Annotated in this window: 12 protein-coding genes and 1 riboswitch; of the genes, 9 read left to right on the top strand and 3 right to left on the bottom strand. The window is 75.6% G+C overall.

Annotated elements, in window-relative coordinates; translation table 11 throughout:
* Window positions 1-108 precede the first annotated feature (108 nt).
* Window positions 109-318: riboswitch (cobalamin riboswitch) on the top strand.
* A gap of 126 nt (window positions 319-444) precedes the next feature.
* From metE to Ae331Ps2_RS07530, 4 genes are all read left to right on the top strand, one after another.
* A complete protein-coding gene (gene metE, locus Ae331Ps2_RS07545; protein WP_083695321.1) occupies window positions 445-2745 on the top strand; it encodes a 5-methyltetrahydropteroyltriglutamate--homocysteine S-methyltransferase in 2301 nt (766 codons plus the stop codon).
* Window positions 2746-2911: 166 nt separating this feature from the next.
* Window positions 2912-4438 (top strand): ABC transporter substrate-binding protein, encoded by a 1527-nt coding sequence (locus tag Ae331Ps2_RS07540; RefSeq protein WP_075309869.1) that lies wholly within the window; start codon window positions 2912-2914, stop codon window positions 4436-4438.
* The gene (locus tag Ae331Ps2_RS07535) at window positions 4435-5379 is read left to right on the top strand and encodes an ABC transporter permease (RefSeq protein WP_075309871.1); all 945 of its coding nucleotides are present in this window, start codon (window positions 4435-4437) and stop codon (window positions 5377-5379) included. The genes Ae331Ps2_RS07540 and Ae331Ps2_RS07535 overlap by 4 nt, the downstream gene beginning before the upstream one ends.
* Window positions 5376-6194 (top strand): ABC transporter permease, encoded by an 819-nt coding sequence (locus Ae331Ps2_RS07530; RefSeq protein WP_075309873.1) that lies wholly within the window; start codon window positions 5376-5378, stop codon window positions 6192-6194. Before Ae331Ps2_RS07535 ends, Ae331Ps2_RS07530 begins: the two co-directional genes overlap by 4 nt.
* Before the next feature lie 2 nt (window positions 6195-6196).
* Here Ae331Ps2_RS07530 and Ae331Ps2_RS31850 read toward each other — a convergent pair whose 3' ends face one another.
* Entirely contained in the window at window positions 6197-6334 is a 138-nt protein-coding gene (locus Ae331Ps2_RS31850; protein WP_020627609.1) for a hypothetical protein, read from the bottom strand.
* An 86-nt stretch (window positions 6335-6420) separates the two neighbouring features.
* Here Ae331Ps2_RS31850 and Ae331Ps2_RS07525 point away from each other — a divergent pair, with 86 nt between their 5' ends.
* Entirely contained in the window at window positions 6421-7440 is a 1020-nt protein-coding gene (locus Ae331Ps2_RS07525; RefSeq protein ID WP_075309875.1) for a hypothetical protein, read from the top strand.
* Window positions 7441-7446: 6 nt separating this feature from the next.
* Here Ae331Ps2_RS07525 and Ae331Ps2_RS07520 read toward each other — a convergent pair whose 3' ends face one another.
* Window positions 7447-8124 carry a TetR/AcrR family transcriptional regulator gene (locus Ae331Ps2_RS07520; protein WP_020626904.1) on the bottom strand — a complete coding sequence of 226 codons (678 nt, stop codon included), beginning with the start codon at window positions 8122-8124 and terminating at the stop codon, window positions 7447-7449.
* Between the two features lie 81 nt (window positions 8125-8205).
* On the opposite strand from Ae331Ps2_RS07520, the gene Ae331Ps2_RS07515 reads away from it, so the two are divergent.
* Genes Ae331Ps2_RS07515 through Ae331Ps2_RS07500 form a run of 4 tightly spaced genes read left to right on the top strand, consistent with a single transcriptional unit; the run spans window position 8206 to window position 13563 of the window.
* Window positions 8206-9171 (top strand): ABC transporter substrate-binding protein, encoded by a 966-nt coding sequence (locus Ae331Ps2_RS07515; protein ID WP_075309876.1) that lies wholly within the window; start codon window positions 8206-8208, stop codon window positions 9169-9171.
* Complete coding sequence (locus tag Ae331Ps2_RS07510; protein WP_075309877.1) at window positions 9168-10967, top strand: ABC transporter ATP-binding protein; 1800 nt, start codon at window positions 9168-9170, stop codon at window positions 10965-10967. Before Ae331Ps2_RS07515 ends, Ae331Ps2_RS07510 begins: the two co-directional genes overlap by 4 nt.
* Window positions 10964-12709, top strand: coding sequence for an ABC transporter ATP-binding protein (locus Ae331Ps2_RS07505; protein WP_075309878.1), 1746 nt, complete (start codon window positions 10964-10966; stop codon window positions 12707-12709). The genes Ae331Ps2_RS07510 and Ae331Ps2_RS07505 overlap by 4 nt, the downstream gene beginning before the upstream one ends.
* Window positions 12706-13563: a siderophore-interacting protein gene (locus Ae331Ps2_RS07500; protein WP_075309879.1), complete on the top strand. Its 858-nt coding sequence runs from the start codon at window positions 12706-12708 to the stop codon at window positions 13561-13563. Before Ae331Ps2_RS07505 ends, Ae331Ps2_RS07500 begins: the two co-directional genes overlap by 4 nt.
* Here Ae331Ps2_RS07500 and Ae331Ps2_RS07495 read toward each other — a convergent pair.
* Window positions 13553-14701 carry a HoxN/HupN/NixA family nickel/cobalt transporter gene (locus tag Ae331Ps2_RS07495; protein ID WP_075312727.1) on the bottom strand — a complete coding sequence of 383 codons (1149 nt, stop codon included), beginning with the start codon at window positions 14699-14701 and terminating at the stop codon, window positions 13553-13555. The two genes, Ae331Ps2_RS07500 and Ae331Ps2_RS07495, sit on opposite strands and share 11 nt — an antisense overlap.
* Window positions 14702-14808: the final 107 nt, after the last annotated feature.

The raw sequence follows: 14808 nt of genomic DNA, 5'->3' as shown, positions 1-14808 counted from the left end.
GGGGGGGCAGGGTGAGGTCGCCCGTCGATCCGTGTGGAGAGGGCTGAGTACTGCAAACATATTGCAACAGGGAGAGTTCGGCAACAGTTCGCCGGGCTCGTCCTGGGTTAGGGTCGGTCCGCCGACGGTTCGTGTCATCCCGGGAACGGGGCGTCACGAGGCAAGAGGGAACCCGGTGGGAATCCGGGACTGCCCCGCAGCGGTGAACGGGAACGACCGCCGTCAACAGCACTGGGAGTGATCCCGGGAAGCGACGGCCAGTAGGTGTGAGCAGTGCGCCCGTGAGTCCGAAGACCTGCCGCCGGTGCGTGCGCCGTCCGGCGTGCGCGGATCCGTGGCCTCGCGGGAGGGCCGGGCGGACGACCGGGCACCGTCGTGCCCGGCGGTCGCGGGCGCCCCCTGCCGGCGACGGGTCCTCCACCGCACTCGCGAGGAGAGAGGGCCGTGAGCATTCCTTCCAGCAGCACCATCGGCAGCACCGTCCTGGGGTACCCCCGGATCGGGCCGGACCGGGAGCTCAAGCGGGCGACCGAGGCGTACTGGGCCGGGCGGAGCGACGCGTCGGCACTGCACGACGTCGCCGCCGGACTGCGCCGCGACACCTGGACCGGGTTGCGCGACGCCGGGCTCGGCTCGGTGCCGGGCAACACGTTCTCGTTCTACGACCACGTCGGAGACACCGCGCTGGCGGTCGGGGCGGTGCCGGAGCGCTTCGCCGGCATCACCGACCCGCTGGAGCGGCTGTTCGCGATGGCGCGCGGCCGCACCGGTGCCCCGGCCTGCGAGATGACCAAGTGGTTCGACACGAACTACCACTACCTGGTCCCCGAGGTCGGCCCGGCCACCCGGCTCGCGCCGGGCAGCCGCAAGGCCCTCGACGAGTTCCGAGAGGCCCTGCGCATCGGGATCACCACCCGCCCGGTGCTGGTCGGACCGGTGACCTTCCTGCTGCTGTCGAAACCGGCCGACGGCGCACCGGAGGGCTTCCGTCCGCTGGACCTGCTCGGGCCGCTCGTCGAGGTCTACCGCGACCTGCTCGCCGAGCTCGCCGAGGCGGGCGCGGAATGGGTGCAGCTCGACGAGCCCGCCTTCGCCGCCGACCGGACGCCGGAGGAGATCGCGGCGCTGCGCCGGGCCTACGACCGGCTCGCCTCGGCGACCCGGCGGCCGAAGATCCTCGTCGCGTCGTACTTCGGGGAGCTGGGCCCGGCGCTGCCCGCGCTCGCCGCCACGGCCGTCGAGGGGCTGGCGCTCGACCTCGTCGCGGGGGGTGCCGACCTCGATGCCCTCGACCCGGCGGTCCCCGGGCTGGACCGGAAGGTGGTGCTGGCCGGCGTCGTCGACGGGCGCAACGTGTGGCGCACCGACCTGGACCGGGCGCTGGCGACGGCGCAGCGGCTGGTCGGCGTCGCGGGGCGGGTCGAGGTCTCCACGTCGTGCTCGCTGCTGCACGTTCCCTACGACCTGACCGTCGAGACGGCCCTGCCCGGCGACGTCGTCGACATGCTGGCGTTCGCCCGGCAGAAGGTCGAGGAGGTCGTGCTCCTCAGGCGCGCCCTGCACGAGGGCCCGGACGCGGTCGCGGCGGAGTTCGACGCCGCACGAGCCACCAGAGAGCGGGTCGCGGCCACCGCGCGCCGCGACGAGCGGGTGCGCTCCCGGCTCGCCGCTCTCGGCCCCGACCACTACCGGCGCAGCCACGGCGACGTGCGGGCGAAGGTCCAGCGCGAGGCGCTCGGCCTGCCCGTCGTCCCCACGACGACGATCGGCTCCTTCCCGCAGACCGCGCAGATCCGGCGCGACCGGGCCGCGCACCGCTCCGGCGTGATCGACACCGGCACCTACACCGAGCGGATGCGCCAGGAGATCGTCCGGGTGGTGCGGCTGCAGGAGGACATCGGGCTCGACGTCCTGGTGCACGGCGAGCCCGAGCGCAACGACATGGTCCAGTACTTCGCCGAGAACCTCGACGGCTTCGCCACCACCGACCACGGCTGGGTGCAGTCCTACGGCTCGCGCTGCGTGCGCCCGCCGATCCTGCACTCCGACGTGTCCCGGCCCCGGCCGATCACCGTCGGCTGGGCGGAGTTCGCGCAGTCGCTGTCCGAGGCGCCGGTGAAGGGGATGCTCACCGGGCCGGTCACCATCCTCGCCTGGTCGTTCGTGCGCGACGACCAGCCGCTGGGCGACACCGCCCGGCAGGTCGGGCTGGCCCTGCGCGACGAGGTCGTCGACCTGGAGGCGGCCGGGATCCGGATCGTCCAGGTCGACGAGCCCGCGCTGCGCGAGCTGCTGCCGCTGCACGAGCGCGACCGGGCCGCCTACCTGGACTGGGCGGTGGACGCGTTCCGGCTGGCCGTCGGTGCCGTCGCCGACACCACCCAGATCCACACCCACCTCTGCTACTCCGAGTTCGGCGAGGTGGTGGGGGCGATCGACGGGCTCGACGCCGACGTCACCACGGTCGAGGCGGCCCGGTCGCGGATGGAGGTGCTGGCCGACCTCGGCCCGGGGGTCCCGCGTGGGCTCGGCCCGGGCGTCTACGACGTCCACTCGCCCGAGGTCCCCGCCACCGACGAGCTGGTCGACCAGCTCCGCGCGGCCCTGCGCCACATCGGCCCGGACCGGCTGTGGGCCAACCCGGACTGCGGGCTCAAGACCCGCGCGGAACCCGAGACGGTCGCGGCGCTGACCAACCTGGTCGCCGCGGCCCGTCGCGTCCGTGAGGCGACCGCGACCGGCTGAGCCCGGTCCGCGCCGGCCACCCGTCGCGGGTGACGAGCGGGCCGTCCGTACGGAGGTTCGGTACGGACGGCCCGCCCGTGCGGGGACTCGTGCCGGGAGTCGTGCGGGACGAGGGCGTTGCTCACGCCGCATTGATTGAATAGGTGCTCAGATGTAGGCATACGGGGTGATCGCACGACAGATGGCCGCACTGCTCGCGGCCGCCGCCCTGCTGCTCGCCGGATGCGGCGCCGGCGGGGGCGGCGGTACCGCGACCCCGGACCCGTCCGGCGAGCTGACCGTGGCCCTGCAGTTCCCGCCGCGCTCCGACTACGCCTTCGACGCCGACGACGGCGCCCGGCTGCAGTCCCTCGGCGTCGCGGAGACCCTGACCACCGTCGACGCCGACGCCCGGTCGGCGCCGATGCTCGCGACCGCGTGGCAGCAGCAGGGCAACGCCTGGCGGTTCACCCTGCGCCAGGGCGTGCGGTTCCACGACGGCTCCCCGCTCACCCCGGACGCCGTCGTCACCGCGCTGCGCTACGTCGCGGGCGTCGAGGCCCCGCCGCGGGCGATCCGCGGCATCGGCTTCGCCGTCGCCCCCGACGGCCCGGACGCCGTGCGCATCACCACCACCGAGCCCGACCCGGTCATGCCGCTGCGTCTGTCCAGCGGCAACCTCGGCATCCTCGCGCCCGCCGCGTACACCGGCGGCGGGGCGCCGGAGTACCTGCGCACCGCGACCGGTCCCTTCGTGCTGGAGTCCGTCAGCGGCACCGACTCCGCGCAGCTGGTCCGCAACGACGACTACTGGGGCGAGCCGGCGGGCGCCGCCCGGGTCACCGTCCGCTACGTCGAGGACCCGCAGGCCAGGGCGCTCGCGATCCAGTCCGGTGACGTCCAGTTCGCCGAGGGCCTGCCGCAGGCCCAGCTCGACCAGGTCCGCTCGGCCGGGGCCGAGGTCGTCGAGTACCCGAACGCGCGCACCGTGCCGCTGCAGCTCAACCAGTCCGCCAAGCCGTTCGACGACCTGCGGGTGCGCCAGGCCGTCACCGCGGCGATCGACCGCCCGGTGCTGGCCCGGCAGGTGCTCGCCGGTGGGGCCGCGCCCGCGGCCGACCTGTTCGGCGGGGCCGTCCCCTGGGGCGAGACAGCTCCGCCGCCGGGCGCCGACGTCGCCCGGGCCCGGCAGCTGCTCGCCGAGGCCGGCTACACCGAGCAGAACCCGCTGACCGTGCGGCTGTGGACCTTCCCGAACCGGCCCGAGCTGCCCGCGCTGGCGAACGCGATCCAGGCGATGCTCGCCTCCGCCGGGGTGCGCGTCGAGATCACCGTCGGGAACTACGACGCCCAGGAGCCGAAGGTCCTCGCCGGTGACTACGACATGTTCCTCAACTCGCGCAGCTACCTGTCCGACTTCCCGGACGCGGCGAGCACGCTGACCTCGGACTACACCTGCGACGGCAGCTACGCGATCGACCAGTACTGCAGCCCCTCCTACGACGCGCTGGTCGACCGGCTCAACTCCACCGTCGACCCGGCGGCCCGCCAGCAGATGTTCCGCGAGGCCGCGGCGATGCTGACCCGCGACGCCGTCGGCGTCATGGTCGTGCACCCGCTCAACACCGCCGTGCTGCGCGGGGCGACCGGCTTCGTCCCCGACCCGCTGCAGATCCGCCCGGTGCTGCCGCAGCTCACCCCGACCACGGGGTGATCGGGCTCCTGCTGCGCCGGCTCCTGGTCGTCGGGCCGGTGCTGCTGGCCGCGTCGGTGCTGGTGTTCGCGCTGCCGCGGCTGGTCGGCGTCGACCCGGCGCGGGCGGTCCTGCGGGCCCGCAGCGCCGAGGCCGTGCCGGACCCGGCGACCGAGGCGCGGCTGCGGTCCTCGCTCGGGCTGGACGCACCGGTCACCGAGCAGTACCTGCGCTGGCTGGGCGGGGTGCTGCGCGGCGACCTCGGCTACGGCTACGTCGCGCGGACCCCGGTCGCCGACCAGATCGCCGACGCCGCGACTGTCTCCGGGCTGCTCGCCGTGCTCGCCCTCGCCCTGGCGGCGGTCGTCGGCATCCCCGCCGGGGTGTACGCTGCGCGCCGTCCCGGCGGGGCGCTCGACCGGTTCCTCGGGCTGGGCACCGTCGCCGGGGTCGCGGTGCCGGAGTTCGTGCTCGCCCCCTGGCTGGTGCTGGTGTTCGCGGTGTGGGCCGGGGCGCTGCCCGCGCTCGGCTGGGGCGACCCCGCCCACCTGGTCCTGCCGGTGCTGACCCTGGCCGCCTACCCGGGGGCGCTCGCCGCCCAGCTCGTCCGCGCCGAGACCGCCGGGGTGCTGAGCCGGCCGCACGTGCTCGTCGCGCGGGCCAAGGGGCTCGGTGAGCACCGGGTCCTGTGGCGGCACGGCGCCCGGCTCGCGACGACCTCGGTGACCGCGCTGGCCGGGATGTTCGTCGCCGGGCTGCTGGGCGGCTCGGTGGTGGTCGAGGTCGTGTTCGGGATCCCGGGGCTGGGCCGCTTGCTGCACCGGGCCGTCGTCGCGCAGGACCTGCCGGTGGTGCAGGCGGGCACGCTGCTCGTCGTCGCGGTCGCGGTGGTCGCGGGGGTGCTGGTGGAGGTGCTGGCGACGGCGCTGGACCCGGTGCTGCGCTCGGCGGGGTCGCGGTGAGGGCCCGGGCGCGGACCGCGTGGTGGGTCGCGGCCGGGGTGGCCGCCCTGCTCGTGGTGGGGCCGGTGCCGATGCTCGTTCCGGCAGGCCTGCTCTGGGTGCCGCTGCCCGACCCGGACGCCGTCGACTTCGCCGGGATGCTCGCCGGCCCGTCCGCGGCCCACCCGCTGGGCACCGACCAGCTGGGCCGGGACCTGCTCGCGCGCACCGTCCACGGCGGACGGCTGACGGTCGGGCTGGCGCTGTCCGCGGTGCTGGTCACCGGGGTGGTCGGGGTCGCCGTCGGGGCGCTCGCCGCGGTCGCGGGCCCGGTCGGGCGGGCGGTGATGCGGGTGGTCGACGTCCTGGCCGCGATCCCGGTGGTGCTGTTCGGGCTGCTCGCCGCGGTCGCGCTGGGTCCGGGCGTCGGATCCCTGCTGGTGGCGGTCACGGTGATCGCCTGGACGCCGTTCGCCCGGCAGACCTACCTGCTCGCCCTCGCCGAGCGCCAGCGGGAGTACGTGACGGCGGCGGTCGCCCTCGGCGCCGGGCCCGGGCGGGTCCTGACCCGGCACGTCGCCCGGAACCTCGTCCCGCCGCTGGCCGCGCACGCCTGCGTCCGGTTCGCGAGCACCCTGCTCACCGTCTCCGGGCTGTCGTTCCTCGGGCTCGGCGTGCAGCCGCCGACCGCGGAGTGGGGCGCGATGGTGGCCGAGGGCCGCGAGTACCTGTTCGGCGCGCCGCAGGTGGTGCTCGTGCCCTCGCTGGCGGTCGTGCTGACGGCCGGGACGGCCCTGTGGTGGGGACGCCGATGGGAACGGGTGGGCGCCCGGTGAGCTCAGGCCGCGTGACCCTGGCCGCGCCCGCCCGCCGGGTCGAGGGGCCTGCCCAGCTCGGGGAACCACCGGAACGCCTCCGGTCTGCCCTCCCAGTCGCAGCCGGCGCACTCCTGGCCGTCGTGCGGGTGCTCGTCCACGATGCCTCCCTATCGTTGTTGCCATCACTGTGCGACAGACCGTGTCGGGGTGTGAACCCTCCCGTCGGAGGGGCAGGGTGAGAGGCGTGGACGTGGACGACGTGGCCGGGGACGCTGTGGTCGGGGACACCGTGGCCGGGCTGCTGGGTGCGTACCTGGCCGACCCGTACGCGGGCTGGAGCATGGGTGCGCCCGGCGCGATCGCCGAGTTCGTCCGGACCCCCGACGAGGCCGTCGTGCCGTCCGGGCCGGGTGCGGTCGTCACCGCCCGCGGCGGGATCCGGATTGCGGCGCACCCGGCGACCCGGCCGCTGGCCTACCGGACGCCGGTCGGCCCGCACGAGCACTGGAACCACGCGGTCGCGTTCTGCCTGCCCGCGGCCGCGGCACGCAGGGCCGCGCGGACCTCGGTCACCGTGCTCGGTCCCGACCGCTGCGCGCTGCGACCGGCCGACCGCGACGCCGTGCTCGTCGACCTCGGGCTCGGTACGGCCACCGTGGACGCCTGCGTGCGCACGGCCGATCCCGACCTGCTCGGGCTGCTGCGCCGCGCCGAGGGTAGCCCGCTCGACGGCGCGCTGACCGCCGCCCTGGTCGCGGCGGGCCCGCACCGGGTGTTCACCACCGCGCTCGGCCGGGTCGAGGTGTACGCCGCGATCCCGCCGCCGGAGGGCCGCTCCCCGGACGGGCCGCACACCCACCTGCTCCCGCACGTGCTGCGCGAGGGCCGCACGCACGCGGCGACCGTTCCCGTGCCCGCCGGTCACCTGCCCTGCGCGCACCTCTACCCGGCACACCCGCTCACCGACCTGACCGGGCGGCCGATCCCGTTCGACCCGACCCGCGCGGCCTGCTTCGACCGGCTGCTGGAGCGCTTCGGCGACCCGGAGCAGCAGGCGGTCACGGCCGAGGTCGTCCGCTCGGTCGCCGCTGGTGAGCCGCCGGGCCCCCGCCCCGCGACGGCGCCGGCGCGCGCTGCGCAGGCCGTCGCGCTGCGGGTGCTGGCCGTCGCCGGCGGGGCCGACGCGGCCGTGCTCGACGCCTGGCGCGGCCGGACCTCGGCCCGGGACCTGCTCGACCCGGAGGGCGACCGCAACGGCGGGTGAGGCCGCTCAGCCGGCCCCGCCGTACCCGGGCCGCCCGGCGGCCCGGCGCAGCTCGACGCCGTCGAGGACCAGGGCGACCTTGTCCAGCACGTGCTCGTGCGGGTCGGCCATGATCGCCTCCAGGCTCGGGCGGATCCCCTCCGTGACCGACCCGAGGTAGGCCCGCGCGGCCTCGGACAGGTCGCCGGGGCCGCCGTCCGGGCCGCGCACCCAGCGGGTCTGGGTCGCCCCGTCGGCGACGATGTCGAGCACGGCGTCGGCGATCCGCACCGCGGCCGCGGTGTCGAAGCCGCCGGTGTCCCGCAGCGTGCCGACGATCCGGTCCAGCCGGTCGCCGGCGACCGCGCCGAGGTCGGCCCCCACGTCCTGGGCGAGTGCGGCGTAGCGCAGCAGCAGGTCGAACGCGAGTGCGGCCTCGGCCTCGAGGAACGCCCGCCAGCCGGCCGACGCGTCGGGCAGCGGGGTGCGGGCGAGCACCAGGGCCAGTGCCGCGCCGGCGATCTCTTCCAGGCCGTCGACGTAGCGGTAGAGGGTGCCGGCCGCGACGCCGAGCCGGTCGGCCACGGCGGCGACGGTCAGCCGGTCGACGCCGACCTCGACGGCCGCCTCGACGATCTCCTCGCGGGTCAGGCGTGGCTTGGGGCCCGGACGGTTGCCCGCCCGTGCGCCGGTGGTGGGGCTCACCCCGGGACCGTACGTCGGAGGGGATTGCGAACGCGATTCAGAGATAGCTAAGGTTCGCCTAATCATCATAGAGGAGGTGGCGTGCGGATCCCATGGTCGGTGCTGGTCCTGGCCGGGTTGGTCGCGCTGTCCGGGTGCGCGCCCGGGGTCACCGGAACGAGTGACCCGGCCGGGCCCGCGGGTGCGGCGTTCCCGGTGACGGTCCCGCACGGGCAGGGGGAGGCCGTGGTGCCCGCGCCCCCGCAGCGGGTCGTCGTCCTGGGGGCGGGCGACGCGCAGATCGCGAGCGCGCTGGGTGCCCCGGTCGTCGGGGCGGTGCGCAACCCCGCCGCGCCGGACGGGTCCTGGCGCGGGGTCGACCCGCCGCTGCCGGCCGGGGTGTCGACACTCGATCCCCTCGCGCCCGACATCGAGGCCGTCGCGGCGCTGCGGCCGGACCTCATCCTGATGACGACCGCGCAGCCGGGCTACGCGGCGGCCTATCCGCGGCTGGCGACGATCGCCCCGACGGTGTCGTACCGTCACGCGCTGCTGCAGGACGCCGGCGAGGACCTCACGCGGATGATCGGTGCCGCACTCGGCCGTGCCGACGCCGCCGAGGCGCTGATCGCCCGGTCCGACGCCGCCCTCGCCCGGTTCCGAGCGGAGCTGGGACCGGACCGGCGCTACGTCTTCGGCCAGTACGCGGCCGGGACCACCTATCTGGTGACCGCCCCGGACGGCCCGTCGGTCCGGTTCTTCGAGCGGATCGGCCTCACCGTCCCACCGGCGGTGGCCGCGCTGCCGCCGTGGCAGGCCGGCATCGTGCAGCTCCCCGACGAGCAGCTCGGCCTGCTCGACGACGCCGACGTCGTGCTGATCGGCGTGCCCACCGACGGCGAGGGCCGGGAGTTCACCACCCGACCGCTGGTGGCGCGCGGCCCGCTGGTCCGCGAGGGCCGCCTGCACCTGCTGTCCGTCGCCGACTCCGCACTGCTGCTGACGCCGAACCCGGCGTCCACCCCCGCCCTGATCGAGACCCTGCGACCGCTGCTGGAGACGTCGTGACGGCAACAACCGACCAGGTCGCCGCGCCGGCGGCCGAACCCGACGCCCCGCCGTCGCGGCAGCGGGCCGAGGCCGCCGCGCTGACCGAGCTGTTGCGACCCGTCGCCGGCCGGATCCGGGTCGCGCAGGTGCTCGGCGCACTCGGCGCCGCAGCCGGGCTCGTCCCTTTCGTGGCTCTGGCCGGGCTCGCCGACGCGCTGCTCGCACCCGGCCCGGTGGACCGGTCCGCCGTCGAGGCCGCGGTGTGGCTGGTCCTCGCCGGGCTCGGCGCCCGGGCCGGGCTGACCGGGCTGGCGCTCGCGATCACCCACGTCGCCGACGTCCGGCTGCAGGCGGTGCTGCGCCGCCGGATGACCGCCCACCTGGGGCGGGTGCCGCTGGGCTGGTTCTCCGAGCGCTCCTCGGGACTGGTGCGCAAGGCGGCCCAGGACGACGTGCACGACCTGCACCAGGTCGTCGCCCACCATCCCGTCGAGTGGGTCGCGGCCTGGGTCCTGCCGCTCGCCGGGGTCGGCTACCTCGCCTGGCTGGACTGGCGTCTCGCACTGCTCGCGCTGGTCACGGTGCCGTTCTACGCGGCCGCCTACGCCTGGATGATGCGCGGCTACGCCGCGAAGGTCGACCAGATGGCCGCCGGGAACGCCCGGATCAGCAGCGCGGTCGTCGAGTTCGTGTCCGGCATCGCGGTCGTCAAGACCTTCGGCCAGGCCCGGCGCGCGCACCGCGGCTACGCCGAGGCCGCCCGCGACTTCGGCCGCTTCTACGCCGAGTGGGTCGGGCCGATGCTGCGGGTCGAGGCGTTCGCCGCGATGGCGCTCTCCGCCCCGGTGGTGCTGCTCGTGTCCTGCGCGGGCGTGCTGTGGTTCGTCGACGCCGGCTGGGTCACCCCGGTCGAGGCGATGACCGGGATCCTGGTGTCGCTCGTCGTCCCGACCACGATCACCGCGCTCGGCTTCGGGGCGTCGAACCGGCGCACCGCCGCCGCGGCCGCGCGCCGCATCCACGAGCTGCTCGACACCCCGGTGCTGCCGGTCCCCGACGCGCCGCGGGTGTCGTCCGGGCACCGGGTCGAGTTCGACGGGGTGCGGTTCGCCTACCCCGGCGGCGGCGAGGTGCTGCGCGGGATCGACCTGGACTGTCCGGAGGGGACGGTGACCGCACTGGTCGGGCCGTCCGGGGCGGGCAAGTCGACGCTGGCCACCCTGGTCGCCCGGTTCCACGACGTCACCGGCGGCGCGGTCCGGATCGGCGGCGTCGACGTCCGGGAGATCGCGCCCGAGGTGCTCTACCGCCACGTCGGCTTCGTCCTGCAGGACGTGCAGCTCGTGCACGGGAGCATCGCGGACAACGTGCGGCTGGGCCGACCCGACGCCCCCGACGAGGAGCTGCACGCCGCCTGCCGGGCCGCCCGGATCCACGAGCGGGTCCTGGCGCTGCCCCACGGCTACGACTCCGTCGTCGGCGAGGACGCGCTGCTCTCCGGTGGCGAGGCACAGCGCGTGTCGATCGCCAGGGCCCTGCTCGCCGACACCCCGGTCCTGGTCCTCGACGAGGCGACCGCGTTCGCCGACCCGGAGTCCGAGGCCGACATCCAGGACGCGCTGTCGGAGCTGGCCCGCGGGCGGACGGTGATCGTCGTCGCGCACCGGCTCTCGACGGTCACCGGGGCCGACCGGATCGCCGTCGTCGACGGCGGGGTCGTGCGCGAGACCGGCACGCACACCGAGCTGCTGGCCCGCGGCGGCCGCTACGCCGCGATGTGGACCGCCCACCGGGTGGGGGAGGAGCTGTCGTGATCGGCGACCTGTTGCTGATCCTGGGGCCGGAACACCGGCGCAGGCTCTACGCCTACCTGGGGTGGGTGAGCGCGTTCGGTGTCCTCCAGGGCGTCGCGACGGTCCTGCTCGTGCCGTTCCTGGAGGCGCTGTTCGCCGGGGACACCGGTGCCGCCCTGACCTGGGTGGGGGTGCTGGCGGTGGCCGTCGTGGCCGCCTGCGTCCTCTACTACGTGCAGGCGATGGCGGGCTTCGGCGTCGCCCTGGTCGTGCTGACGACGCTGCACGAACGGCTCGGGGACCACGTGTCCGCGCTGCCGCTGGGCTGGTTCTCCTCGGAGCGGGTCGGCCGGCTGTCGCGGATCGCCACCGGCGGCACCACGATGATCGCGGGGCTGTTCGCGCACCTGCTGACACCGCTGGTCGTCGCGGTGGTGACGCCGGCGACGATCGTGCTGGCGATGCTGCTGTTCGACGTGCGGCTCGCGCTGGCCGCCCTGGTGTGCGTGCCGGTGCTCTGGCTGGCGTTCCGGGCGTCGGCGTCCTGGGTGGGGCGCGGCGACGCGCTCGACGACGCCGCCGCGGTGGCCGCGGGCAACCGGGTCGTGGAGTTCGCCCGGACCCAGCGGGTGCTGCGGGCGTTCGGCCGCGGTGCCGCCGGGCACCGGCCGTTGGAGGACGCGATCGACGCCCAGTACCGCGCGGGGCGGCGCTCGATGTGGCTGGCGACGGCGGGCATCGTGACCGGGGGGTTCGCGGTGCAGCTGACGTTCAGCGCGATCCTGCTGACCGGCGTGTACCTGGTGCTCGGCGGCACGCTCGACGCCCTCCGGATGGTGGCGCTGCTCGCGCTGGCCGCCCGGTTCACCGGCCCGCTGGCCGAGGTCGGCGACTACGCCGGCGTCGTCCGGATCGCCCGCAACGACCTGGGCCGGCTGGTGGCGGTGCTGGGCGAGGAGCCGCTGCCCGAGCCGCACTGGTCGGCGGAGCGGCACGATCCCGGGGCCGTCGAGCTCGACGGGGTCGGGTTCGGCTACGAGCCGTCGACGCCGGTGCTGCGCGACGTCACGCTGCGGATCGCGCCGCGCGAGACGGTCGCGCTGGTCGGCGCGTCCGGGTCGGGCAAGACCACGGTGACCCGGCTGGTCGCGCGCTTCTGGGACGTCGACACCGGCACCGTGCGGGTGGGCGGTGCCGACGTCCGGGACCAGACCACCGAGGACCTGATGGCCCAGCTGGCGCTGGTCTTCCAGGACGTCTACCTGTTCGACGGGACGCTGGAGGCCAACGTCCGTCTCGGCCGCCCGGCCGCCACCGACGCCGAGGTCGCCGAGGCCGCCCGGCTGGCCGGGGTGACCGAGATCGTCGAGCGGCTCCCCGACGGCTGGGACACCCGGGTCGGGGAGGGCGGCACGTCGCTGTCGGGCGGGGAGCGCCAGCGGGTGTCGGTCGCCCGCGCGCTGCTCAAGAACGCCGACATCGTGCTGCTCGACGAGGCCACCGCCGCGCTCGACCCGGAGAACGAGCGGTTCTTCACGGAGTCGATGCGGGTCCTGGCGCAGCGCAGCACCGTCCTGGTGATCGCCCACCGGCTGCCCACGGTGGTCGGCGCGGACCGGATCGTCGTGCTCGACGACGGCCGGGTCGCCGAGGTCGGCACGCACGCCGAGCTGCGGGCCCAGCAGGGCCGGTACGCCGCCTTCTGGAACTCCCGCCGCCGCGCCCGCGGCTGGCGGCTCGTCGGAACCGGGGAGCCCTCATGACCGCACCACTGCCGTCCTGCGCGATCGCCCGGGTGAGCGGCATCGAGCCGCTGACCCCGCGGATGCGCCGGATCACCCTCGACTCCGACGACCTTGTCGGCGTCGAGCAGATCGCCCCCGACCAGCAGGTGAAGCTGTTCTTCGCCCGCGACGGCGGCGTCCCCGAGATCCCGCCGGCCCCCGACGACGGCAGTGTCGCCGGCTGGTACGCCCGCTACCTGGCCGTGCCCGAACAGCGACGGCCGTGGATGCGTTCCTACACCGTGCGCGCCCTGGACCCCGACGCCGGCCGGATGGTCGTCGACTTCGTGCTGCACGGGGAGGGGGAGCCGGGGGGCGGGCACGCCGGCCCGGCGAGCCGCTGGGCGGCGCGGGCCGCCATCGGCGACCCGGTCGGGGTGCTGGGCCCGGCCGTCGCGGGGTACCGCAGCCCGGACGGCGAGCCGGTGCGGCTGCTGGTCGGCGACGAGACCGCGCTGCCCGCGATCGGGGCGATCGTGGAGCAGCTCCCGGCCGGGACCCGGGCGGTCGCGGTCGTCGAGGTCGCCGGACCGGAGGAGGAGCAGGAGCTCCCCGGCGCCGACGTGCACTGGGTGCACCGCGGCGCGGGAACCCTGCTCGACGCGGTGCGCGCGGTGGAGCTCCCGGCGACCCCGGCGGAGCCGGTGTTCGCCTGGGTCGCCGGGGAGGCGTCCGCGGTGCGGGCGGTCCGCCGCCACCTGGTCGGCGAGCGCGGGCTCGACAAGGCCCGGGTCGCGTTCACCGGGTACTGGCGGCGCGACCTGACCCAGGACGACGCGCCGACCGAGCAGGACATGGCGGACGTGGCCGAGCAGATGCCCGTCACCTCCTGACGGCCTCCGTCGGGCCCTCCGTGGGCGCGGCGGCCCACCGCTGCTCGACCCGGCCGAACCGCCAGACCGCGAGCGCCACCAGCCAGGCGACGACGAAGAGGCCGACGATGCCGTAGCCGGCGTCGTCGAGCGGGATGCCGGCGACCGCGACCAGCGGCGCGGAGGTGGTTCCGGTCTCCTGCACCAGCACGCTCACGAGCTCGATGGTGCCGATGACCAGCGCGACGGCGACGGACAGCGCCGTGATGGTGATGTTGTAGTAGACCTTGCGCACCGGCCGGGCGAAGGCCCAGCCGTAGGCGACGTTCATGAAGACGCCGTCGACGGTGTCGAGCAGGCTCATCCCGGCCGCGAACAGCACCGGCAGCACGAGGATCGCGTAGAACGGCAGGGCGAACGCGGCGGCACCGCCGGCCAGCACGAGCAGCGTCACCTCGGTCGCGGTGTCGAAGCCGAGTCCGAACAGGAAGCCGATCGGGTAGATGTGCCATGGCTTGCGCACCGACCGGGCCAGCCCACCGAGGAAGCGGTTCATCAGGCCCCGCTTGGCGAGGTGCTCCTCCAGCTCGGCCTCGCTGTACTCGCCGCGCCGCATCCGCCGGAACACCCCGACGATCCCGACCAGCACGACCAGGTTGAGCAGCCCGATGATCCACAGGAACACCCCGGACACCGACGACCCGATGATCCCGGTGACGGCGTGCAGGGTGGAGTCGTCGTCGCCGACCTGCCCGGCGAGTGCCCGGACCCCGAGCCCGAGCAGGAAGGTCAGGGCGAACACCACCGTCGAGTGGCCGAGGGAGAACCAGAACCCGACCGACAGCGGTCGGCGGCCGCCGTCGGCGAGCAGCTTGCGGGTGGTGTTGTCGATCGCGGCGATGTGGTCGGCGTCGAAGGCGTGCCGCAGGCCGAGGGTGTAGGCGAGCACACCGATCCCGATGCCGAACACCCCGGAGGAGCCGAGGTCGTAGTGCGCCGGCGCGACGAGGACGACGAGCACGCCGAACCCCAGGACGTGCAGCAGCGCGATGAACCCGAACATGCCGGCGAGCGACCGGCGGTCGTGGCGGTCGAGGGCGGCACGCCACCGGCGGGCGGGGGAGGGGGCCCCGGTGGGGACGGGCTGGGGGGCGGACATCGACGGACTCCCGGCGTCGGGGCCGCCCGGAGCGGGCGGCGCGATCGCGGCCACCGTGCGCCCACCGCAGCCGCGGTGTCATGGCTGCTGCCGGTGATTGGCGACGC

Origin of the sequence: Pseudonocardia sp. Ae331_Ps2, assembly GCF_001932405.1 — a bacterium.
Taxonomy (GTDB): domain Bacteria; phylum Actinomycetota; class Actinomycetes; order Mycobacteriales; family Pseudonocardiaceae; genus Pseudonocardia.
Note: the sequence above shows the minus strand (reverse complement) of the source record. Positions and strands in the feature narration are given on the sequence as shown.

What these genes read in the sequence shown, in the direction of transcription:
- Ae331Ps2_RS07500 (WP_075309879.1), top strand. Translation starts at nt 12,706, where the DNA reads ATGACCGCACCACTGCCGTCCTGCGCGATCGCCCGGGTGAGCGGCATC.
- Ae331Ps2_RS07495 (WP_075312727.1), bottom strand. Translation starts at nt 14,701, where the DNA reads ATGTCCGCCCCCCAGCCCGTCCCCACCGGGGCCCCCTCCCCCGCCCGC.